Origin of the sequence: Paenibacillus sp. A3M_27_13 (assembly GCF_024213315.1) — a bacterium.
In the GTDB taxonomy this organism is placed as follows: Bacteria; Bacillota; Bacilli; order Paenibacillales; family Paenibacillaceae; genus Paenibacillus; species Paenibacillus polymyxa_B.
This window is the reverse complement of record NZ_JANAVE010000003.1, coordinates 454,719-476,586: the sequence shown is the minus strand read 5'-3', so window position 1 is coordinate 476,586 and position 21,868 is coordinate 454,719. Positions and strand designations below refer to the sequence as shown.

Here is a 21,868-nt window from a genome sequence, read left to right as displayed (position 1 = left end):
TCCTCAATGAATGGAATGATCTATGTTTAACCTGGAAAGCGTCCAGCCCACTTGGCAGCCTGAAGCAGCAGCTTGCGGTATCCCTCGTGCTGGAAGCTTGGCTGATTATGTCCAGGCATCAAATAGACGACCCGACCCAAGCCATAGGACAGTGACCATGCCGCCGGCCACCACTCGCCCTCGTGTTCATATTCCATCAGTAGTGTTTTTTCAGTGAATGGATCAAAGTCAAAACGATACGGTTCCTCTTGGATCTCAAACGGCTCGATTCCTTCCATAATCGGATGATCCGGCGCCGTTACTTTGAAGGAAAGTGGTCCGGCAGCCGGATGCCGCAAGAAACGCGCCCCCATTAATTGTGCAATCTCATACCGTCCTTGCAATGTGATTCCGTTATGCAGCACAAGCAATCCACCCCCGCCGCTAACATAGGACAGCAATCCTGCTGTTTGTTGAGGAGACAGGACCTCCTTGCGGCTATCACAGTACGAGATACATAGATCGAATGGGGTTAGATTTTCCTTGAGCAGCATTTTACGATTCTCACTGCATTGTACGGTCATCCAATCCTGTAAAATATGGCTAATCTCTTCGTCCACCCCTTGCAGCGGGTGAAACTCCGGATACGAATAATCTCCTAACAACAATGCTTTTCTTTTTTCCATGATAAATCCTCCTTGCCTGACTTGTATATAAGGACTTTAAAGGCGGGACCCGTGTCATTTATTCTTGTTTGTGGGGTCAAAACGCTCAGAAAATTCCGTTTGGCCCTCATCCATTTCCCATAACACCGCCATCATTGTCCGAGCTACGGCATATATAAATAATTCTACAGACGGCCTATTAAATCCTTTAGCAGAAGATTATAGCATATATGTTCGCTCGGGATAAACTTATTTAAAACTTATTCAAAATTTATAAATCTGAACGATGGCGATTCGGCCTGTTTATGGTATACTCGTAAGAAAAAAAGTGCGTCCATGCTTGATTAACAATAAAGGGCCGCTTTTTGTAAGAATTTATGCTTGCGGTTATAGAATTGATAAGAATTGCCTCAAACCTTATACATTCTATAAATCTTAAAAAACCGGGGAGGTTGCATGAATGAAAAGGACTGGAATGACCCGGCCCTTGGACAGCTTGGGGCGAATTGTGCTACCTAAAGAGTTGCGCATGACGATGGAGATTGACATCGGCGATCCATTAGAGTTTTTTATTGAAGACCAGACACTCATGCTCCGTAAGTACAAATCAACCAACTGTATTTTTTGCGGTGCGGTTGATACCAACACCTACTTTAAAGATCAGTTTATCTGCGATGAATGTGCAGCCTCGATGAAAACGGAAGATTTACTTCCGGTCACAGCGACTGAAACCCATTCACCCCCACTTAAGCAAAATATGCATATGAAAAAAATTTATCAGCGCACGGACGTTATTTTGGAGAAAATGAGAGAGCTTATGGAAGAACATCCAGCATCTTCACAAAAACAACTCGCCTCCATGCTTGGTGTGAGTCAGGGAAGGATTTCCCAACTGAAAAAGCTCATGTAAGCGAATCACCAAAAAAGTAATGTATACGCTTCCAAACTATGTAAGGTTTAAGTCTATTGATATTTAGAAAAGCCGGACCCTTTAGGGGAATCGGCTTTTTTTCGTTTTTATGAAGTAGTGGACTCGTTTGCAAAACTATTGACCGTAAGCCTGGCATTGTTCCACCCAGCGTGCTGCCGCTTTGGGAAGAGAAGCGAGATGAACATGCGTGTAGGCTGCCAAAAGGTTCCCTTTCGCATAGCCCTCGCTCTGGAGACCACGCATCCCCTTGGTTTGATAGGCGTAGGAGTAGGGGACGGATGATTCATCATAGTGCATGACAGAATAATGAAATTCATGTCCCCGAATGGTCTCTCCAGCCTCCAGCAGCAAGCAATCCTGCAAAGCGGTTGCTTCCCGGTATCCCAGTGCGGCCCGTTTCTCTTGCATGCGGACGTCCGACGGAATAACCCCGGCCATGTGATGGGCATTACCCATACGATCCGTAAGTGTCCGTGCCAGTACCATATAACCGCCGCATTCGGCGAATACTGGCATATCCCGGCTCACCGCGTTGCGGATATCTTCCAAAAAGCCCGTATTTGCAGCGATATCTGCGGCAAACTCTTCGGGGAAACCGCCGCCCAGGTATAGGCCGCTTGCCTGCTCAGGTACGCGTTCTCCCGCCAGAGGACTGAAATAGACAATCTCCGCTCCCGCCTGACGTAGCAAATCCATATTTTCCGGGTAGTAAAAATTGAACGCCGCGTCTCTGGCGACGGCGATGACGGGACGTTCCCCGGTATCAGCTTCATGCCCTGCTGATGGAAGCCAATCCGGGGAAAACAACGGTTGTGCGGGCAGAGACAACGGCGGAGCCGAATCTGCCAATGCCCGCAGTGCATCCAGATCCGTACCCACGCGGATCAGCTCTGCCGCCCGTTGGAAAAGCGGCTCCAGCTCGCCGCGTTCCACAGCAGGTACTAATCCCAGATGACGCTCGGGAATATCCAGCCCGTCATCACGCTTTAACCAGCCGAGCACGGGGATGCCGCACTCCTGCTCAATCGCCTTTTTGACGATGCCATAGTGCCCTTGGCTACCGCAGCGATTCACAATTACGCCCACAATGCGCAGCTTGGGCTCCAAGCGCTGAAAGCCGAGCACAATAGCGGCGGCGCTTCGTGCCATACTGCGCACGTCGACCACCAGCAATACAGGGCTGTCCGTCAGCATGGCGATCTCAGCGGTCGAGCCGGTGTTGCTGAGCGGGTCCTTGCCGTCATACAGCCCCATGACGCCTTCAATCACGGAAATATCCGCGCCTTCAGAAGCACGGATAAAGATTTCACGCACCGTATCTGGTGAGGTCATCCATGAATCCAGATTACGGGAAGAAGTACCGGTCGCGGCAGTATGATAGGTCGGATCAATATAATCCGGTCCGCACTTAAACCCCTGCACTCGCAGGCCGCTGGCGGCGAACGCCTTCATCAGCCCGAGGGTAACCGTCGTTTTGCCTGCACCGCTGCCTGTGCCAGCAACAACAATACGGCTTCTGCGCGTAGCGGCAGATGGATCAGACTGTACAGCAGCCTGCTTCATGACGCAGTCATAGGAAACCCGCGCTACAGACAACGTCATATTGCCGCTTTTTTTCTTCTCCAGCAGCCAATGGTCTGCACCAGAAGACAACAAGGCTGAAGGTTCGCTGACCCCATATGCGCCAGTGTATTTGAAGACGGTTTCCGATGGATTGGGAAGCTGCACCGTATTCAGCTCTGACGGAGTATACGTCACCAGTTCCCAACCGTATTTGGCGCAAAGAGCAAGTAAGCCCTCTTCGTCCTTTTTCAGATCAATAGTGGCAATATTCCGTACGCTTTTCACGGACAAACGCAGCTCCTTCAAGGTGTCCAGCACACCCGCCTCCAGCTCCTCTAATGCAGTCCCACGGTTGCAGCCGATGCCAAGCACCAAGCTTTTCGGACGGTACAGCACGCCATTAGAAAGAAGCTGCTCCTCTTCCTCCGGCTCCAATAAACGGTCACTCACGACCAACGCGGCGTTAAATGGTTCTTGTAATGCTTCTGCCGTCGAAGCATATACCTTGATATGTACAGGTACAGGCTTGTCATAACGCCACCAGTTCCGTTCGCCTGTCTCTTGTATGAGCGCAACAGGCTCCTCGTTCACAACAGCGGCGCTCACAGGAGTGGCCTTGTCGAAGCTATCGACCACCCAACCCAATTCCCGACCAAACATGTCCACCGGAATCGTGCCCTGCACGTCTGATGCAGTCGTGATTACAGCACGTGCGCCTAGTACAGCCGCTACATGGCGGGTCAATTCATTGGCGCCACCCAAATGGCCAGACAATACGCTAATGACATGCTCGCCGCGATCATCAATGACAACTACCGCTGGGTCTACCTTTTTATCCACCAAAATTGGTGCAATCATACGAACTACTGCACCGAGAGAAATAAACAAAATAATACCGTTATATTGTTTAAATAAATCCGGCAAAATCAGCTTGACTGAGCCTTCGAACAACTGAATGCCACGCTCCTGCTCGTCGCCACGCTCAAACTTGGACATGTAATACACATCCGTGCCCGGAAAGCTGGCTCCCAAATTGCGAACCATTTCCACTCCATGCTTCGTGATCGCCACAGCGGCAAATGGATTACTCACCGGACTTCACTCCCTTCCGGTAGCCATGGGTGAACGACTTGTCGTACAGCTTGGAACGATGCGCGTCCTTGTCCACCAGTCCCGGGTCCAGCGCCCAGCCTGCCAGAATCATGGCATGCATCGTAATACCTGCTGCACGCAGATCAGCTGGCAATTGGGCAAGCGTCGTGCGTACGATCTTTTGATCCGGCCAGGTCGCCCGCTGTACAACCGCTACAGGTGTGTCCTCGCTCCAGCCTGCCGCCAGAAACTCAACGACTACCTTCTTCGCCAGCGTTGCGCTGAGGAATAAGGCCACTGTGCAGTGATGGGATGCCAAATCACGCAGCTTTTCCCGATCTGGTACAGGTGTACGGCCTTCGGCACGCGTCAGAATGACGGTCTGCGTCAGGTCAGGCACAGTTAGCTCTGCACCCAACACGGCCGCAGAAGCAAAGACCGAGCTGACGCCCGGCACGATTTCGTATGCTACTCCGCGCTGCTTCAGCAACACCATCTGCTCCAAAATGGCACCGTACACTGCCGGATCGCCTGTATGTACGCGAGCTACACTGCGTCCAGCCTGCACAGCCTCGCTCATGATCTCGACCTGCCGCTCCAGGTCCATGCCTGAGCTTTGCAGTACCTGCGCCTCTGGTTTGGCCGTGGCAATCAACTCGTCGTTCACGAGTGAATCCGTGTACAATACCACATCGGCCGTGCGTAGAATCCGGGAGCCTTTGACAGTAATCAGCTCCGGGTCGCCGGGACCTGCTCCTACAATATATACTTTGGGCTCCAACGTCATTTGCTCACCACCATTAAACTCAAATATTCAAGTTCCTGTCCGCGCAGCTCACGTGCGTTGCGCCATACCATTTCATAAGGAGAAGTGACCTTGGTAATGACAGAAGCACGGTCCCCAAGATGGAGTTCATCCAGCACATCCAAAATCAAATCCAGCACCTTGGCAACCTTGATAAACACGACCGTATCGTGATTCTCAATCGCCCGCTTCATCGCTTCCCGATCATCCGTAGCCGGAATAATACCGACCTGCTGATCTCCGTCTGCCAAAGGCAATTCCAGCGCTGCCGCCGCCCCCAACACAGACGAAATGCCCGGAATAGATACAATCGGCACCTCAGGATGGAGATCCTTCATGAGCCGTGCCAAATGAATAAAGGTACTGTACAGATTAGGGTCTCCCTCTGTGACAAAGGCTACATCCTTGCCTTGACTCAGTGCCTCCCAGCAAGCAACCACTGTTTTGTTCCATTCACGCTCCAGTACAACCGGGTCCTTGGTCATTGGAAAAATGAGTCCCAGCATCTCCTTTTCCTCCGGGTTGACGTACAACTCCACGATCTCGTGAGCATACGACTTACCTCCCCGGCGTTTCTTCGGATAAGCCACAACTGCACATTCCTGAATCATGCGATACGCCTTGACTGTAATCAGCTCGGGATCACCCGGCCCCACGCCTACGCCGTAAAGTGTTCCTGTTGCCGCTGTATTCATGCTGTCTCTCTCCCCCTCTTGAATTACCAGCTTACTCCCCTGCTACTTCATCAGCCACGTCCACCACCGGCTGTCCTGTAATAACATATATCGGATTGAGTCCATCAAAACGAGTCATATTCAAAATCGGCTTGCTACGCGCTGTTTGCAGTAACGTCACCGAAGTATCGAGTCCTGCTGCTTGCATCGCCTTCATACCGTCATGCAACGTCTCAATCGTTGCAGCATTCACTACAATTCGTCCATCCTTACGTAGACGGGAAGCACACAGACGAATCAGCTCAGCCAATTCTCCCCCGCTCCCACCGATAAACACCGCATCCGGGTCTGGCAGATCTTCCAATCCGGCAGGCGCTTTGGCATGAATGACCGGGAAATCGGTACGGAATTTGATTTTGTTTGCTTCGACATTAGCCAGATCGCCTTCATTCTTCTCAATGGCAAATACTTGCCCATACCTGGCCAGCCGCGCACATTCCACCGCTACAGAGCCGGAGCCTGCGCCGATATCCCATACGATGCTTCGTTCGGTCAGACGCAGCTCGGACAAGCTGAATACGCGTACTTCACGCTTCGTGATCAGCCCTTTTTCCGGCTTGCGCTGGTGAAATTCCGCATCCTCGAAGCCAAATCCCCGACGAATTGCAGGCACGTCTTCGCCCTTACGGCGGCGTAAAATAACCACATTCAATGGTTGGAACGTTCTCTGTGCCATCTCTTCCAGCGTATAATGCTGATACGCCTCATCCGGTCCGCCCAAATGCTCGCCGACAAAGGCATCATATTCCGTCATGCCATAATGCAGCAAATAGGCAGCGACTGTGGCGGGATGATTTCGGTCGTCCGTCAACAGCGCGACCTTGTTCTGTCCGTCAATCCGCTGCGCCAATCCGGTCATCGGACGGCCGTGTACGCTTTCCAGCACCGCATCCTGCCAGCTTTCACCGAGACGCGCAAACGCCAGCTGAACCGAGCTGAGATGCGGCAAAATATCCAGATGTTCAGCCCCCAGCTTGGCAGACAAATAACCTGCAATTCCAAAAAAAAGCGGATCGCCTGACGCAAGCACGACAATATCCTTGTCCTCACGCAACCGTTCCAATTCTTCTACCACGGCAGATAAGCCGCTCTTTAATGTTCGTTTTTCCCCTGCGAATGCCTTGAAAAAGGCTAGCTGGCGTTCTCCACCAACCAGCAGGTCGGCACGCTCAATGTGTTCCAGCGTCTCCTGCGACAGGCCTGCCGCTCCATTTTCACCGATACCAATGACACGAATCACTCTACTCACCGACTCTCGCCCTCCCCAGCACGTTCCCTTTCATCGTTACCAGTACCATTTCCACGACAATTCCACCACCTGCATGGTCCAGACAATGCTGACATCCATAGGTACACAGCTTTTCAAAAAAGCTCAGCGCATTCGCTTCGGTCATCATATCTGCCACCTGCGTAGCTGTATTCGCCTCTGCCACTGCCGCTGCAAGCGACTCGTCCACACCTGCTTCACGCGCGACCTCAGCCAAAAAGCCAAAGTCCACCGGTGCGCTCTTGGAGTGAACCATCATGACACCTTGAGCTACCTTCGACAGCTTGCCGGGCATACCGACGAGAATAATCTTTTTCATTCCCAGCCGTTTCCCGTGCTTAATGGCAAAGCCGACAAAATCCCCCATCTGAATAAAGGCCTCTTCCGTCAGCTGATCGTACATTTGCATGGCATATTTTTCACTGCTGCCACCTGTGGTCAGGACTATTTCCTGGCAGTTCATCGCTTGCGCAACCGATATGGCCTGCACGACACTGGCTTTATAAGCTGACGTAGAAAACGGAACGACCACACCACGCGTGCCTAGTATGGAAATACCGCCAAGAATTCCAAGTCGCCCGTTCAACGTTTTCTTGGCAATTTCTTCACCGTCCGGTACGCTGATGACGACACGGACACCTTTGGCCGATCCGTGCTCTTCAAGCACGCCTGTCACAGCCTCCGTAATCATCCGGCGCGGCACCGGATTAATCGCTGCTTCCCCGACAGGCACAGGCAGACCGGGCTTCGTTACCCGCCCCACGCCGATGCCACCGTCCAACTCAATGCCCGGCTCCTCGCGCCAGCTAACAGAGGCGCTAATTCTCGCCTGATGCGTGGCATCTGGGTCATCGCCACCGTCCTTGATCGTCGTGCAGGAAGCTTCGTCCGCGTCCAACACAGGCTCAATCAGCTCAAACGCATGATCAAAGCCCGCGGGCAGCGATATCACTGCTTCCTTCGGCGGAATGCCCGTGATAAGTAGTTGTACCGCTCCTTTGGCCACTGCAGCCGCACAAGCTCCAGTCGTAAAGCCTGACCGCATTGGCTTGTCCGGTGCGGGAGCTTCACCGCTTTTCATCCGTTTGGGCCTGTCGACGGACGCCGCTTCCTTTTCCATGCCAATTCCTCCTTAACCTCTTCTGCTGATCATGTTCCAATTCATTTCATGATACAGCAAACGGACAACCGCATCTAGCGGACAGCCATTAAGGAGATCGCATTCAATGCTGCTACGACAATTGTACTGCCGCCCTTGCGTCCAATATTCGTAATGAACGGAATATCCAGCTTGCGCAGCTCGTCCTTGGATTCTGCCGCCGAGACGAAGCCTACGGGCATGCCAATTACCAGTCCGGGCTTAGCCGCTCCTTCTTTCACCAGACGAATTAACTCCAACAACGCTGTCGGTGCATTACCAATGGCATAGATACCGCCTTCGCCCGCCTGAATCGCTTTGCGCATCGAAATAATGGCGCGTGTCGTATTCAGCCTTTTCGCTTCTTCCATGACGTCAGGGTCAGATATGTACACATGCACATCCCCACCAAATTGACGGATACGATCCTTGCTCAGCCCAGCTTGAATCATTTGCACATCCGCCACTACCTGCTGTCCTGCGCGAATAGCTGCAACCCCGGCTTCAATCGCTTTTGGATGAAACACCATGCTGCGGCCCAGCTCAAAATCAGCAGATGCATGAATGACACGCTGTACAACGGGATATTGCTCTGCTGTAAAAGGATGCTCTCCCAGTTCTTCTGTGATCATCTCGAAGCTTTTGCCTTCAATCTCCTGCGGCTGTACCGTTAGCGGTTTGAAATCTGTTTTAAAATCCATCGTATCGACCACTCCCTTATGGAAAATTAGAAAATTAAATTAGCTTAGAACATTAAAGTTACCTATTGTTCCACTACGAGTCGGATGGTGCTTCCCATCGCCACCGCCCCCGGATTCCTTGAATAAAACCTATGATCAGCGTAGAAATCCGGGGACAAAAGCGACCGCTACGCTTGTACAGCACCATTCCGACTACTCCGTTTTATGTTCATTTTTCAAGTTCGTCTTATATAGGGAAAATGACATTCATGTTAAGGAGTTACAAACACCTCTACACAAAAACTGCACATTTTAAGATGACTATATTTTAAATACACGCCAGAAATCGTTCTGAATTCATCGGATTGACTGGACCGACCAACTTCATAGGCTTATGTCTTAAAGCACAGACTCCTCTTTGTCTATACGCAGTGCGTCGATGACTCCGTCGAAATGATCAAATACTGTGCCAAATTCCACTTCCGGCCTGGAAATCAAAAGTACGTGAATCCCCAGCTCCAATGCAGATTGAACCTTTTCATCCACTGCTCCCGTGCGTCCGCTTTCCTTGGTGACCATCACGGTCGTGCCATAGTGCTTGTACAATGCTTCATTCATCTCGCGGGAAAAGGGTCCCTGCATGGCAATAATATTCTTTTGCTCCATGCCCAGTTCGCTGCATTTCTCCATATTGTCCAAGCGCGGCAGCATGCGTGCAACCAGACGAATCTCCGGGTCTCCGAGTAAATGCTTGGTGAACGTGCCGAGCGTCTTACTGCCTGTCGTAAGCATTACAGAGCCTTTGAGTTGCTTCGCTTCTAATGCGGCCTCTTCATAGGAAGACACGATGTGGAGCAACGGATGATTGTCATATACCAGTCCCGTTCGCTCGTAGCGAATATAAGGAACTCCGGATACGCGAGCGGCTGTCATCGCATTCGCATGTGCTTCTTCTGCAAAAGGATGACTGGCATCAACGACGGCCAGTATTCCCTGCTCCCGAATCATTGCAGCCATTTCATCGGCTGTCATTCGGCCTGTACGTACGTCTAGTCCCACTTCGGACAAGCTGGCTGCCGCGCTTTCGGTTACGACCGAGGTCAATACGTTGAAGCCATTGTCACGGATTTGCAGCGCCAATTCCCGAGCGTCGCTCGTTCCGCATAGCATGAATATCATGTGCCCTTCACCTGCCCGCTTCCGTTCACTACAGATGGCGTATGTGAATGCTCGTGATGGTGATCATGGTCATCATGGCTGTGAGCATGGACATGCTCATGAGTGTGATCGTGGCTGTGTGTATGGTGATCATGATGATCGTGCTCATGTGCATGATGATGATGTTCATGGTCGTGCTCATGCTCATGATGGTGATCATGATCGTGATGGTGATCATGATCGTGGTGATGATGGTGGTGCTCCTGCGCCTCCAGACGGAACTGGCAGTTATCACAATTGGCCGTAACCTTGCCAAACAAGCCTTCCTTAGCTCGCTCCAGCACCAGTTCAATCAATTGGGGATGGAAACCAAAATATCCGCCCATCTCCACTTGTAATGCAGGGTGAGCCTCGGCAAATTCCTGGGTCATTTCTCCGATGCGCTTAATCAGCACACCCGTGAACAGAAAATAGGGAAGCACGATAATCTTTTTGGCCCCCAATCGTACACAACGCTCCAATCCATCGGGAAAAGAAGGCTGCGTCACACCGATAAAGCTGCTCTCTACCCACGTATAAGAAAGCTGCTCCCACAGCATACGGGTGATTTTGAAAAAGTCACTGTTCGCATCTGGATCGCTACTTCCGCGTCCTAACACAAGTACCGCCGTTTCTTCGTCGGATACCTCGGGAAATGCCTCTACAGCGCTATTCATTCCCGCTGGAATCGCAACCGGACGGGCCTCTTTCAAGCGGCTTTGCAGAATGCTGACGATTTTCTCGTGAACACCAATCGGGCGCCCGTATACAAATTCCACCTGCGGATATTTTGCTTTTGCCCGATCAATAGCCATCGGAATATCAATTTTGGCATGTACCGCTGCGAACAAGATAATCGGAATAAGAACGACACGCGTCGCCCCTTTCTCCACACATGTTTGCATCCCTTCAGCAATGCTGGGACGTGCCAACTCCAAGAAACAGGTTTCCACGCACATATCCGGTACCCGGTCTGCCACTGCCTGTGCAAATTCCAGCAGCTCCTGGTTCCCCTCCGGGTCCCGACTTCCATGTCCAACCAACAATATTGCATCCACTGCTGTTTTTTCCTCCTCTTTAATAGGGATAACCTGCATGACGCCCTATTTTATATATATGCTTGTATCCAGTTCATCAGGCCTTCATTCCATTAATCACCACAAACCGCATTCACTTCTACCGTTGCTGGTGCATCTTCATGCCGGAAACCCGCAACGACGCCTACACGTTTAAAAAATTTATGAAAACGCTCATTCGGATGCCCTTTTTCCTTATATTCAGCAATGACGTTCTCCACGATATCAGTAATCTGATCGCCCGGAATCCCTTCCGCTACGGGCTGAGCGGCATGAGCATTGCGACCGAATTTTTTGCCACCGAGGAAGAGGTCGTATCCTCCCTTGCGATAGACGATTCCGATATCCTCCAGCACCGCTCCATAGCAGGCCATACCGCATCCGTTCAAAGCAATACTCGTTTCCTTGGGTGCCTGTAATCCGCCAAGTACAACCTGTAGATGCTCAGCCACAGGCACAGCGTCATCCTTCTCCATATTGCAGAAGTCGCACGCCTTCACCTTAAACACATCGCCAATCGGCATGACAATGAATCGTTCATCCCGCAGCCGTCCGACCAGTTCCTCGGGGTCTGCACACGGCACGCGCAGCACGATCTGATGATCTGGCGTGTATTCCAGCTCGCCGTCATCACCCGCTACCTCGGCGAGCAGCGCCATCTGACGAGCGGTGAACTTCTTGTTTCCCACACCCGGGGAAACGCCCACCTCAAACAGCGCAGGCTTGCCAAAGCCGCCTGTCGCCATCCCGGACGCGGCCCCCGCTCCGGCCACCGCTAACGTTCCGGCGGTGCTCTCGGCGGTAGGCGCTTGCCCGCTCCAGCGAGCGTTGGCTGCGCCAGGCAGCTTGCCGCCTACAGCGAGGCGGCTTAGTGCCTCTGCCGCCAGCGATGCCGGGGCTGCGCCGGTTTGCACAGCAGTCGTTGCCTGCACGGCAGCCATCGCTTGCGGGCGTGCCTGCGTCGCAACCGCAGCGCCGCTCGCGGAGGGTCCAGCGGGCTTAGTCGGGGCTGCGCCTGCCTGCGGTGTATCCTCTTGTGCGCCCAGCGACCACGGCTCCGCTTCCGTGCGGAGACGCTGATGCGGCTTGAGTGCCTGCTCGGTCGCATCTAATGTGTATTTGCGCTGATATCCGCGCGGAGTCACGATCAAGCCGTCATACACCGTCGTCGAGGAATTGCCGATGATTACAGTCGTCAGCATCCCAATGTCATGGTTCAGCATATCTTCCAGCGTCGTTACAATAACTTGCTGACGTTCACGATAAGCACTTTTCACCAACCCGACTGGAGTTTGCGGATCGCGGTAACGCAGCAAAATGGACTGCGTCTCCACAATCTGGCGGGTACGCCGACCACTGCGCGGGTTGTATAATGCAATCACAAAATCGGCCGAAGCCGCTGCTTCTACGCGCTTCACAATCGTTTCCCATGGGGTTAGATGATCACTCAGACTGATCGTGCACGCATCATGCATAACTGGCGCCCCCAACAGTGATGCACAGGACTGAATAGCCGAGATCCCCGGTACGACTTCTACCTCAACCCCGTCCTCGCGTCGCCAGCCTTTTTGCATCAGCACCTCATACACCAGCCCTGCCATACCATAGACTCCCGCATCTCCACTGGAAATGACAGCTACCTTCTTGCCCATCTCTGCTTGGCGAACCGCCTCCTGTGCACGGCTCACTTCCTCTGTCATTCCTGTGCGTACAATCTCCTGTCCGTTCAACAACGGACGGATCAAATCAACGTAGGTATTGTAGCCGATAATGACCTCACTTTCGGCCAGCGCATCCAGCGCCCGTTTTGTGATATGTTCCATATCTCCTGGTCCAAATCCAATCACCAGCAATTTTCCTAATGGGCTCATCGTGCTCCTCCTATTCATCCTTTTCAGGGCAGCTATGCTATCTATTTCAATGATTTATGCACATCGTGTAACTCAAAAAAACCCCATCCTGCCCGGATGGGGTTTCTATGTACGCATCTCTCATCAGACGAACAAACAGCGTAAGAAGACACTATTTGTCTTCCTCCAGCCTGCCGTTGTTTTCCATCTGACTGTTTACGCTTCAAACGCTGCTGCACGTTCATATCCACGCAAACCTCTAGCCAACATGGAAAAAGCAACGTGTGCCTGATTTCCTGATTTCGTACACCCATCCTCTCCGCGAAGGTTAACGGTGCATACAGATCAAGGTAGGTCTCCTGGCTTGGCATCAACGGATTCTTTCGTCTTCCCCGTTTTTCACGAGTGACCATTTTAAAAAATCCTCTTCCTTACAGTGGCGGGACCGCTCGGGATTTGCACCCGATTCCCTGTTACCCTTTGCTCAACCGCAAAGGCACCTTGTCTGTCCGCTATTTGATTATGGGTCTTATCATAACCTTGCCTCAATCAGTTGTGCAAGCACGAAAAACGCTTTATTTCAAGTTCTCTGCTTTATTTTTTAACATATGTAGCAATTCGTCCGGGTCCGCAGAGATACTTAATAACGCTGGATGCTCAGCCCCGGTAAATCCTTCTTGCACGCTATGACGCACCATTTCTACTAACGGGTCAAAATATCCATTCACATTCAGCAGCCCAATCGGCTTGCGATGAATCCCGATTTGCGCCCAGCACAATACCTCGAATAGCTCCTCGAAGGTTCCCAAGCCACCCGGAAGGGCGATAAACGCATCGGCCATCTCGCTCATTGCCGCTTTACGCTCATGCATGCTTGCTACCTCAATAAATTCGGTAACTCCCCGATGAATGATCTCTGCATCAAATAATAGGGTGGGCATAATGCCAGTGACCTGACCGTCACCCGCCAGCATTCCATCCGCCACCTCTCCCATCAGCCCCCTGCTAGAGCCACCATAGATCAGACGGATATGATGACGAGCCATGGCTTCCCCCAGCTTGCCTGCAGCCTCAACATATACCGATGAATGTCCAGGTCTGGACCCGGCAAATACGCAAATAGAATTCATTAACGTCTCAGCTCCTGTCCTAAGTATCATGCATCGAAACTTATTCATTATATTAGATAAACATTTTCGCTATAACAAAAATCTTTGTCGATGCATGTCCAACAAAAAAAGATAAAGACCTCGTAGGCCCTTATCTTTATTTTACTCTGTATCCCAAAATATAAGTTCATTTTTTAGCATACTGCATTTATAATTTCTATCTCATTTCAATGACCATTCACGATCTTCAGACCACAGCCATGCACCGAATCGTTATGTTCAAAATATTTACCCAGCTCCACCATCATCGCGCCCATGCGCTCTTCGGTTGGAAACACGACTCGGTCAATCCCTTCTTCCACAATGGACTGTGCAGTCACCTTCCCTACGGATACAGCAATCACATCCTCACGAAAAGCTTCCAGTAACTCCTCGATTCGATTTTGCTCTCTGGCATATTGGGCCAAAAATCGGATTTGCGGACCACTTGTAAACGTAACAGCATCAACATTACGATGGATAACATCCTCCAGTAACGCCTGCAATTTTGCTTCCTCAGGTGGGATATGCTTATAAGGAAGTACCTGGCGGGTCACTGCCCCCTGCTCGTCCAGCCACTTTACCAACCGTGGAGCTGGATCGCCATGCAGTTGCAACAGTACTTCCTTCCCCTTCAGATCGTATGGGGCGAAAGCTCCTGTCAATCCGATCAAACTTCCGTCCTCGTCTCGTACTGCTGGCGTAAAGCCACGCTTTTTGAGTCCATTGACCGTCTTGTAGCCCCGCGCTGCAATGTTGGAGGATTGCAGCAACTCCATAATCTGCTCGGCCACGCCCATATCCTCTGCCATATCAAACAGGGCATCCAGCCCCATACCTGTCGTGAAGATGTACCAGTCCGGAGGGTGCTTCACCCACGATACAACAGCGTTGCGCAGCTCGATATCATCCAAAAAAACGGTGCCTTGGGCCGGGCGCTGTACTGGCTCACCCCCCATCTTCACAACTAGCAGCGCCATTTCTTCTGCTTTACGGGGACCAGCAAGAGCGACTCTCTTACCTGCCATGCGTTGTGCCATTCTGTTGCCTCCCTTGTAGAAGTCGTATTTCTTTCTACCAAGTATACAATCAGAGGGGTAAAAGACAAATAAGAATTACTTTTCCGATAAATACAGTAATCTTATAAGTGGTCGTGTCCTGTTCTGCCTCCATGCTGGCTTTCTTTCTGACTACTGCTATCCCGCTCTCCGTTAGATGCCTTATCATCTCCGCCTCTCCCTTTAGATTTGGGTCGGAGCAACATCCATAGCAACAAGGGCATGATAACAAAAAAAATGATCATCACCGCGGTCCACTCCCGGCTGAAATCATAAATTTGCACGATGTTGGAGAACAGCATAAACGAACAGACGTAACCCAACAAACCTACGGGCCAAACCATCAGACTTCCCCATGCATGGGCAAACATACGCTTTACTGCCAAACTGGTAACGTACAGGTCAACCCCAATCTTCGTAAGAAAGGTCGGTACAGTCAGTGCTGCCACGAACAAGTCGAACCGATCCAGAAAGTCCGTTAGCTGCAATTGACGCACTAGTTCATAGGATGGATAAAATAGCCGGGACAAGATAGGAACACCAATAACCAACTCCGACAGCAACATCAGCATGGTCAGAAATGCGGTTCCGAGCAAATGCCCATACCACGCACTACGCCCATTATAGCTCTTCCCAGAAATCACAAAGGGAACCATCATGATATCGGCCATATATCCCAGCATGCGCCAGCTGCCCTTGATCACTCCATCTACTTCCGGATGTAAATAGGGTCTCAGTACCGAAAAATCCATATTACGCCCGAAAAAAAGCGGCATGGTCAGCAGCGTCAGAATCAACAAAGGTACAAAAATCTCGGTCATATTCACGATGGTGCTTATTCCGCCTTTGGCCATAAACGCCAGAGTCAAAAGCAAAATAAGAGATACGACAACAATCGGAGTCAGCGGCAAAAGTACAACCTCCACCAAATCCGTGATAATTCTCAAATCCCGTGCAAAAATGATCAGAAATAAAATAAGGTAGACTGCAAGCAGCATACGTCCTAGCACAGGGTGAGAGCTCACCATGGCCTGCATCAGGTCCTGATCAGGAAAACGCCGCTTGAGTCTCAACATGGCCCAGATCGGCAAGCATAGCACGATAGCTGCAATTACACAGGTCCAGTAGGCATGTTGATTCGCGTAATCTGCTGCCTGCGCCGGAGCATGTACAAGGGTAATACCGACCTCCATCAATACACCAAGCAGCACGATTTGTCTGGTTGTGAACTGTCTCATGCAGGTACATCCTCCTTTTGCCCGCAGGCATCCATTACACGATTTACAACGTAGGGGGGAGCCACATGTCAATAAAACGGGCCAGCCATGTAGCCACATAAACAGTGCTCTTCGTTGATGTTCCGTAAATCCAGACACCAATGCTAATGACATACAATACGCGTGAGATCCAGCGATTGACGGCAGGTGCATCCCTAATACTTTTGCGGTCAATCAGATACATGAAGAGCATAGCCAGCAATAAAGGTAATAGAAATACTTTATTCATTCTGGATTTGCTCCTTTTTGACCCCGAATGGTTTGGTGACCGCACCGATATTTTCAATATGCACGACCGGATCTATAGTGACCTCCACCTTGGGATACAGTTGATCCCATTGAGGTTTAATCCGTTCCCATTCATCCGGATGACTCGTAATAATAGCCCGGCCCAAACCAAGTACGTCTGAGTGATATTTTTGCTGGATCACCTTGACACCCTCTCCCAGCTCCCTCTTAATTTCCTCGGCTGTCTGCTGTTCCAGCCACTTCAAATTTTCCTCGTTGGAAATATCGAAATCCGTCTCATTTTCCTTCACATTCCCGTTACAGTTCATATGAACGGTCATGCGAATATCGTTCCCACGAATATATGGCTTGATATGGACATTATTTTCGATGAGGTGTACAGATATGTAGCCTCTACCTTTGGGAGGGTGGATAAATATTTCTGTCTCCTTGGCTTGCTCCATACCCAAAAGCAGGAATCGACTGAGGTGGTTATCTATAATCCCTGTTAACCTGTCTTTCCGAAATACAGCTAGCCCATCGACCTGAATATTTGTCTTCTTGTCTTTAAGATTAGAGGGGCCATTCTTCACCAGAGACATCACCGGCACCACCGGGTCAATACCATCCAGCAGGACGGAATTTATCAGCAGCTTAACAGAACGAGGTTTTTTCATATAGGAATAGTTGAGCTCACGCACCATTTCTGCCGGATATTGCTCAATCGGGGCATCTGCCTGAAGCACTTCCATCGCTGATCCCTTCGTAATAACAACCAGGGAAGACAGACGGTTTTGCGGAATACGCGCCAGTACATCCATCATTTTGTTAATCCCTTCCCGCGCCAGCGTCTCACCGAACAGCAGCACCCGTCGATGGGAGTAATTCAGCGTTCGCGAAACCGCACGCTGTTCCTCGGTGCTTGCTCCCCGGAAGCTTGGGCCTGTTTTGGACTCCAGGTAGTAGGATTTCGTACCACTTGTACCTCCCCCTCCTCCTGTACTGCCCGAAGATCCAAGTTGTCCGGGCAAAGCGATTTGCATCGTTACCCGATATTGATCGCCTTCTTTATCCAGACCCGTACCCATCACAAAGGCCACATCGTTCACTTCACGGCGATCCCAGCATCCTCCCAAAAGAACAGAACAAAGCAGCAGACAACAGAGCACAGCCGCTTTACGTATTTGTTGTGCATCGGATTTGGGCTTCATCACCATCCCTCCTCGGTTGTAGGCGATCCATTCATCTTTTCCTTCGCTCGTTTGTTGTTGTCTTTACCAATCCAGGAAGGACGTTTAGTCATTTTCCACCAAGGCGCACGAACGACGATATCCTTTTGATCCATATGTTTGTATGGGCTATATCCGCTCATATAAGGAACACCAAACGATGTTAGCTTGGTTAGATGCGTAGCAATCAGCGTTGTCGCAATAATGATCCCAAACAATCCGAATAATCCCGCCATCAGCATAATTGGAAATCGTAGCAGACGAACTGTGATGGCAAAGTTAAAACGCGGGATGGTAAACGACGCAATACCTGTGAGCGACACAATAATGACCATCGGGGCCGATACAATCCCTGCTTGTACAGAGGCCTGACCGATGACTAGCGCTCCAAGGATACTGACAGCCTGACCGACCGTTTTGGGGAGACGAATCCCCGCTTCTCGTAACGCTTCAAAGGAAATTTCCATCATTAGTGCTTCCACCAAAGCGGGGAAAGGGATAGACTCACGCGCTGCCGCAATACTCAAAATAAGCGTCGTCGGCAGCATATCATGATGATAGGTCGTCACCGCTACATATAATGCAGGCAGAAAGAGAGCCAATATGAGAAAAAGAAAACGAATCCAGCGCACCATATTACTGATAAAAAAGCGCTCGTAATAGTCTTCGCTCGCTTGCATCATCTGCCACATCGTGACTGGCCCAATCAGGGCAAAGGGCGTTCCGTCTACAAAAATAGCAAAACGTCCTTCCAATAATTGCGCAGTGACGGTATCCGGGCGTTCGGTGTATTCCATTTGCGGAAACGGCGAAAACGGGTGATCCTCAATCAGTTCCTCAATATATCCAGTCTCCAGAACACCATCAATTTTAATATCGCTAAGCCTTTTTTTAACATCCTCCACCAGTTTTGGATCTATGATCCCTTCAATATAAGTAAGGACGACGCTCGTTTGAGTTTCTGTTCCGATGGTCATGCTGTACATCTTGAGCTTGGAGGTTTTCAATTTGAAACGTAACAGTGCCGTATTGACGCGAAGTGTCTCTGTGAATCCTTCACGCGGTCCACGAATAACCGATTCGGTCTGCGGTTCCTCCACTCCACGGCGGACACCCCCCTTGGCGCTAAAAATATACGCACGAGGCGTGCCATCTACAAACAAGGCGGCATTGCCGTCCAGTATCGCTGCCGATACCATCTTCCATTCGTCCATCGTTTTGGTCTGGGACATGGAGATACGAGTTTCATCCAGCGGCTCCAATTTGCCGTTCACTTCAGGGTCCTTGAGCATCATGCCCAGAATGACAGGCCGCAGAATATGGTCCTGCAAATCCTCCGATTTTACCGTACCTTCAAAATAAGCCAATAACCCTTTGCGTTCAGGGGAAATCATGAGCTCTCGATAGACGATATCAGAGCAATCCTTGAAAATATCACGCAAAGCAATCAAATTGTCTTCCACACTGCTACGCAGCGGCTGTTCTAGCCATGAAGACTCAGGCAGTCCTTTAGGCACATTGAAATTTCGTGTCTTGCGGTCTGCGGCTGGAATCGCTCGCCGGCTCCACGGTGGCTTCGGCAACTTGGGAAAGCGCCCTTTCTTCATCGTTATTCCCCCTTTACGAATGAGCCGAACAGATAATATGACATATAGGATGTACCAGCCTGCAAAGGATTATGTATCCAATGAACTCAACATGTTGAACAGATAACAAAAAGGCCCTGCAATGATGCAGGGCCTTCGAAAATCCATTATAAATCTGAAAATTTATGATAAAGGAATGATTAATCTCCCCAATACTCCTCGGGATGGTATTCAATCTCAGAACTAGCTTTGAACGTAAGCTCATCTGTCTGATCATGATATTCCACGCTTTCCGGGGTGACGTAATACCAATGCTTCACCACGGGTCCATCGTCTACCAGCGTTACAAAACGAAATACGTTCAACTCCCCGCTATAACGCACAATCGCCTCCGCCGTCTCATGCGGCAGTCCTTGAAGCGTAAAGCGAAACACGCCGTCCGCCGATTCCAAATGGCAATCGAAAACCTGCTTGCGGCTGTCAGCAAAGCTACGTCCCGTGACGGCATGCTTGATCAGCCATGTTTCCTGCTGCGCCATTGTGCGCACCTCCTTTTAGGGCAAATCAATCAACATATAAAAAACAGAATCTTCTGCTTTCAGTGAGAGCTTCGGCTCCTGCTCAATACGAGCGGAATCGCGTCCTTGCAGAATATGTTCACCGTTCACACGCAGCGAGCCTTCGATGACGAACAGGAACACGCGCCGACCCTCGGCCTGTGTGAATTCTACTTGCTCTCCAGGCTGAAGCTTGCTTAAATAAATCGTTAAATCCTGGTTGATTGCAGCTATTTCACCCTCTGTGCCTGGTACACGCTTTCCGGCAACGACAGGCAGAAGCTGACCTTGAAGACGCTCAGGATTGAATGCTGTAGCCTCATATGACGGTTTCAGTCCTCTCGTATGCGGGCTAAACCACAATTGCAGCAGACTGACATCCTCCGTTTGTGAAGCGTTGTGCTCCGTATGAATGATGCCGTGCCCCGCTGACATTCGCTGAATGCCTCCAAAACCGGTCACCGCTACATGTCCACGGTTGTCTTCATGACGCAGTTCCCCATACAGCACAATCGAAACAATCTCCATATCACTGTGCGGATGCGCCCCAAATCCCCGTCCCGGTGCGATGACATCGTCATTACAGACACGCATAGGACCAAACGCTGTATTGTTCTCATCCTGATACTCCGCGAATGAAAAGCTGTGACTCCCCCGCAGCCAGCCCTTATCGAAGCTGAATCGGGAAGCCGCTGGATATATTGTAAACATAATAGCCCTCCTTCAGGAAGAAAAATGAGATCAAATCCCTCTCATTGTAACCGAGCCCAAGCGATAATGCTACGCCTCTGTCTGAGTAATAATCTCATCTATAAAAGACTGCAAAGTACTGGTAACAAAGGCTTCCTTACGCCGGATAAACACCGTTGTTACTTCATTGTACGGCTCAGGCATCGCATGACCGCATACAAGGCCTTGAGTCACCAGCCCGCTAATCGACGATTCGGGAAAAACAGTCATTCCAATACCGGCCGCCACACTGCCGATAATTGTCTCAAATGTCCCAAACTCCATAATCTGCTTAGGAATAATCCCCTCCATCTTGAGCCAGGTTTCCAGCCGTCCCCGGTAGCCGCAACCTTTTTTATACAGCAGGAGTGGACGGGTTGTAAGATCCTCGACAGAAAAGTCATCTCCTTGGGATACGAGGACCAGTTTTTCCTGAAACACATCAAACTGTTCAATCAGCGGATGCTTGACCGGCCCGGTCACAAAAGCTCCATCCAGCCGCATTTCTGCAACCTCCTGCACCAGAGACTCTGTAACCCCGGCCTTGAGGGACAACTCGACATCCGGGTACTTGCTATAGTAAGCATGTAAAATGGCCGGGAGGGCAATGACAGTCTCCACAATGCCAATCTCCAGCACCCCCGAAGGTGTAGAGGTATTCTGAAACGCATGTTTCATTTCCTCAAATTGCGATAAAATGCTTTTCGTATATTGCAGCAGACGCTTGCCCTCGGCATTGAGGATCATGCCCCGCTTATGTCTATTAAATAAAGGCGTTTGCAGTTCCTTTTCGAGCAGCTTGATTCTGGCCGTTACATTGGACTGGACATAGCTAAGCTCGGCTGCAGCCTTGCTGACACTGCCATGCGCAGCGACCGTCTGGAAAATGTTTAAATCGTTCAGATCCACTACTGCTCCCCCTTATTGTGAAGGACAAGGGGCCATCAAAATTGACGCGCCTTGTCACTTATTATCATTTTAAATGATCATAATGTTTATTTTCAATCATTTTACCAACAGCTTCCTATCCTTTATGATGTGTCCATAAGATATGTCCGCTGAGACCGGCAAGGAGGAGC

Annotated in this window: 20 protein-coding genes, 1 pseudogene and 1 riboswitch; of the genes and pseudogenes, 1 reads left to right on the top strand and 20 read right to left on the bottom strand. The window is 50.5% G+C overall.

All coding sequences use genetic code 11. The features are described from left to right. Positions 1-26: 26 nt before the first annotated feature. Positions 27-665 (bottom strand): ThuA domain-containing protein, encoded by a 639-nt coding sequence (locus tag NLX82_RS15115; protein ID WP_023990782.1) that lies wholly within the window; start codon positions 663-665, stop codon positions 27-29. A 439-nt stretch (positions 666-1,104) separates the two neighbouring features. Here NLX82_RS15115 and NLX82_RS15110 point away from each other — a divergent pair, with 439 nt between their 5' ends. After that, positions 1,105-1,554, top strand: coding sequence for an AbrB/MazE/SpoVT family DNA-binding domain-containing protein (locus NLX82_RS15110; RefSeq protein WP_023990783.1), 450 nt, complete (start codon positions 1,105-1,107; stop codon positions 1,552-1,554). Between the two features lie 135 nt (positions 1,555-1,689). On the opposite strand, the gene NLX82_RS15105 is transcribed toward NLX82_RS15110, so the two are convergent. The 19 genes and pseudogenes from NLX82_RS15105 to NLX82_RS15015 all read right to left on the bottom strand — a co-directional run bounded on the left by NLX82_RS15105 (position 1,690) and on the right by NLX82_RS15015 (position 21,698). Further along, positions 1,690-3,138, bottom strand: coding sequence for a cobyrinic acid a,c-diamide synthase CobB (locus tag NLX82_RS15105; RefSeq protein ID WP_254348601.1), 1,449 nt, complete (start codon positions 3,136-3,138; stop codon positions 1,690-1,692). 6 nt (positions 3,139-3,144) lie between these two features. Continuing rightward, positions 3,145-4,230 (bottom strand): annotated as a pseudogene (locus NLX82_RS15100) (cobalt-precorrin 5A hydrolase); the annotation flags it as partial. Further along, a complete protein-coding gene (cobM, locus tag NLX82_RS15095) occupies positions 4,223-5,017 on the bottom strand; it encodes a precorrin-4 C(11)-methyltransferase (RefSeq protein ID WP_053326306.1) in 795 nt (264 codons plus the stop codon). The gene cobM and the pseudogene NLX82_RS15100, both read right to left, overlap by 8 nt. Beyond that, complete coding sequence (gene cobI / locus NLX82_RS15090) at positions 5,014-5,730, bottom strand: precorrin-2 C(20)-methyltransferase (protein WP_023990787.1); 717 nt, start codon at positions 5,728-5,730, stop codon at positions 5,014-5,016. Before cobI ends, cobM begins: the two co-directional genes overlap by 4 nt. Before the next feature lie 31 nt (positions 5,731-5,761). Further along, positions 5,762-7,018 carry a precorrin-6y C5,15-methyltransferase (decarboxylating) subunit CbiE gene (gene cbiE, locus NLX82_RS15085; protein WP_254348456.1) on the bottom strand — a complete coding sequence of 419 codons (1,257 nt, stop codon included), beginning with the start codon at positions 7,016-7,018 and terminating at the stop codon, positions 5,762-5,764. Further along, a complete protein-coding gene (locus tag NLX82_RS15080) occupies positions 7,011-8,156 on the bottom strand; it encodes a cobalt-precorrin-5B (C(1))-methyltransferase (RefSeq protein ID WP_023990789.1) in 1,146 nt (381 codons plus the stop codon). The genes cbiE and NLX82_RS15080 overlap by 8 nt, the downstream gene beginning before the upstream one ends. A 74-nt stretch (positions 8,157-8,230) precedes the next feature. Next, positions 8,231-8,875: a precorrin-8X methylmutase gene (locus NLX82_RS15075; RefSeq protein WP_013312413.1), complete on the bottom strand. Its 645-nt coding sequence runs from the start codon at positions 8,873-8,875 to the stop codon at positions 8,231-8,233. 378 nt (positions 8,876-9,253) lie between these two features. Further along, positions 9,254-10,033 carry a precorrin-6A reductase gene (cobK, locus tag NLX82_RS15070; RefSeq protein WP_053326309.1) on the bottom strand — a complete coding sequence of 260 codons (780 nt, stop codon included), beginning with the start codon at positions 10,031-10,033 and terminating at the stop codon, positions 9,254-9,256. Then, positions 10,030-11,109: a sirohydrochlorin chelatase gene (locus tag NLX82_RS15065; protein WP_254348450.1), complete on the bottom strand. Its 1,080-nt coding sequence runs from the start codon at positions 11,107-11,109 to the stop codon at positions 10,030-10,032. Before NLX82_RS15065 ends, cobK begins: the two co-directional genes overlap by 4 nt. Before the next feature lie 92 nt (positions 11,110-11,201). After that, positions 11,202-12,998: a precorrin-3B C(17)-methyltransferase gene (gene cobJ / locus NLX82_RS15060; protein ID WP_028540743.1), complete on the bottom strand. Its 1,797-nt coding sequence runs from the start codon at positions 12,996-12,998 to the stop codon at positions 11,202-11,204. A 311-nt stretch (positions 12,999-13,309) separates the two neighbouring features. Continuing rightward, positions 13,310-13,495: riboswitch (cobalamin riboswitch) on the bottom strand. A 57-nt stretch (positions 13,496-13,552) separates the two neighbouring features. After that, on the bottom strand, positions 13,553-14,107 hold the full coding sequence (locus NLX82_RS15055; protein ID WP_023990794.1) for an LOG family protein: 555 nt from the start codon (positions 14,105-14,107) through the stop codon (positions 13,553-13,555). A gap of 206 nt (positions 14,108-14,313) precedes the next feature. Beyond that, entirely contained in the window at positions 14,314-15,165 is an 852-nt protein-coding gene (locus NLX82_RS15050; RefSeq protein WP_068938986.1) for a uroporphyrinogen-III synthase, read from the bottom strand. Between the two features lie 101 nt (positions 15,166-15,266). After that, positions 15,267-16,421: a GerAB/ArcD/ProY family transporter gene (locus tag NLX82_RS15045; RefSeq protein WP_028540745.1), complete on the bottom strand. Its 1,155-nt coding sequence runs from the start codon at positions 16,419-16,421 to the stop codon at positions 15,267-15,269. 43 nt (positions 16,422-16,464) lie between these two features. Continuing rightward, a complete protein-coding gene (locus NLX82_RS15040; protein WP_023990797.1) occupies positions 16,465-16,689 on the bottom strand; it encodes a hypothetical protein in 225 nt (74 codons plus the stop codon). After that, the gene (locus NLX82_RS15035; protein ID WP_028540746.1) at positions 16,682-17,899 is read right to left on the bottom strand and encodes a Ger(x)C family spore germination protein; all 1,218 of its coding nucleotides are present in this window, start codon (positions 17,897-17,899) and stop codon (positions 16,682-16,684) included. Before NLX82_RS15035 ends, NLX82_RS15040 begins: the two co-directional genes overlap by 8 nt. Next, positions 17,899-19,524 carry a spore germination protein gene (locus tag NLX82_RS15030; protein ID WP_023990799.1) on the bottom strand — a complete coding sequence of 542 codons (1,626 nt, stop codon included), beginning with the start codon at positions 19,522-19,524 and terminating at the stop codon, positions 17,899-17,901. Before NLX82_RS15030 ends, NLX82_RS15035 begins: the two co-directional genes overlap by 1 nt. Positions 19,525-19,703: 179 nt before the next feature. Then, a complete protein-coding gene (locus NLX82_RS15025) occupies positions 19,704-20,042 on the bottom strand; it encodes a hypothetical protein (RefSeq protein WP_023990800.1) in 339 nt (112 codons plus the stop codon). Between the two features lie 15 nt (positions 20,043-20,057). Next, positions 20,058-20,771 carry a pirin family protein gene (locus tag NLX82_RS15020; RefSeq protein WP_069080099.1) on the bottom strand — a complete coding sequence of 238 codons (714 nt, stop codon included), beginning with the start codon at positions 20,769-20,771 and terminating at the stop codon, positions 20,058-20,060. A 69-nt stretch (positions 20,772-20,840) separates the two neighbouring features. Next, on the bottom strand, positions 20,841-21,698 hold the full coding sequence (locus NLX82_RS15015) for a LysR family transcriptional regulator (RefSeq protein ID WP_254348448.1): 858 nt from the start codon (positions 21,696-21,698) through the stop codon (positions 20,841-20,843). Positions 21,699-21,868: the final 170 nt, after the last annotated feature.

Excerpts from the sequence above, each read along its gene's own strand:
- NLX82_RS15035 (WP_028540746.1), bottom strand. The coding sequence starts at position 17,899 with ATGAAGCCCAAATCCGATGCACAACAAATACGTAAAGCGGCTGTGCTC.
- cobK (WP_053326309.1), bottom strand. The coding sequence starts at position 10,033 with ATGATATTCATGCTATGCGGAACGAGCGACGCTCGGGAATTGGCGCTG.
- NLX82_RS15075 (WP_013312413.1), bottom strand. The coding sequence starts at position 8,875 with ATGGATTTTAAAACAGATTTCAAACCGCTAACGGTACAGCCGCAGGAG.
- NLX82_RS15055 (WP_023990794.1), bottom strand. The coding sequence starts at position 14,107 with ATGAATTCTATTTGCGTATTTGCCGGGTCCAGACCTGGACATTCATCG.
- NLX82_RS15030 (WP_023990799.1), bottom strand. The coding sequence starts at position 19,524 with ATGAAGAAAGGGCGCTTTCCCAAGTTGCCGAAGCCACCGTGGAGCCGG.
- cobJ (WP_028540743.1), bottom strand. The coding sequence starts at position 12,998 with ATGAGCCCATTAGGAAAATTGCTGGTGATTGGATTTGGACCAGGAGAT.
- NLX82_RS15025 (WP_023990800.1), bottom strand. The coding sequence starts at position 20,042 with ATGGCGCAGCAGGAAACATGGCTGATCAAGCATGCCGTCACGGGACGT.
- NLX82_RS15115 (WP_023990782.1), bottom strand. The coding sequence starts at position 665 with ATGGAAAAAAGAAAAGCATTGTTGTTAGGAGATTATTCGTATCCGGAG.
- NLX82_RS15040 (WP_023990797.1), bottom strand. The coding sequence starts at position 16,689 with ATGAATAAAGTATTTCTATTACCTTTATTGCTGGCTATGCTCTTCATG.
- NLX82_RS15020 (WP_069080099.1), bottom strand. The coding sequence starts at position 20,771 with ATGTTTACAATATATCCAGCGGCTTCCCGATTCAGCTTCGATAAGGGC.
- cobI (WP_023990787.1), bottom strand. The coding sequence starts at position 5,730 with ATGAATACAGCGGCAACAGGAACACTTTACGGCGTAGGCGTGGGGCCG.
- NLX82_RS15045 (WP_028540745.1), bottom strand. The coding sequence starts at position 16,421 with ATGAGACAGTTCACAACCAGACAAATCGTGCTGCTTGGTGTATTGATG.
- NLX82_RS15080 (WP_023990789.1), bottom strand. The coding sequence starts at position 8,156 with ATGGAAAAGGAAGCGGCGTCCGTCGACAGGCCCAAACGGATGAAAAGC.
- NLX82_RS15050 (WP_068938986.1), bottom strand. The coding sequence starts at position 15,165 with ATGGCACAACGCATGGCAGGTAAGAGAGTCGCTCTTGCTGGTCCCCGT.
- NLX82_RS15110 (WP_023990783.1), top strand. The coding sequence starts at position 1,105 with ATGAAAAGGACTGGAATGACCCGGCCCTTGGACAGCTTGGGGCGAATT.
- cobM (WP_053326306.1), bottom strand. The coding sequence starts at position 5,017 with ATGACGTTGGAGCCCAAAGTATATATTGTAGGAGCAGGTCCCGGCGAC.
- NLX82_RS15105 (WP_254348601.1), bottom strand. The coding sequence starts at position 3,138 with ATGAAGCAGGCTGCTGTACAGTCTGATCCATCTGCCGCTACGCGCAGA.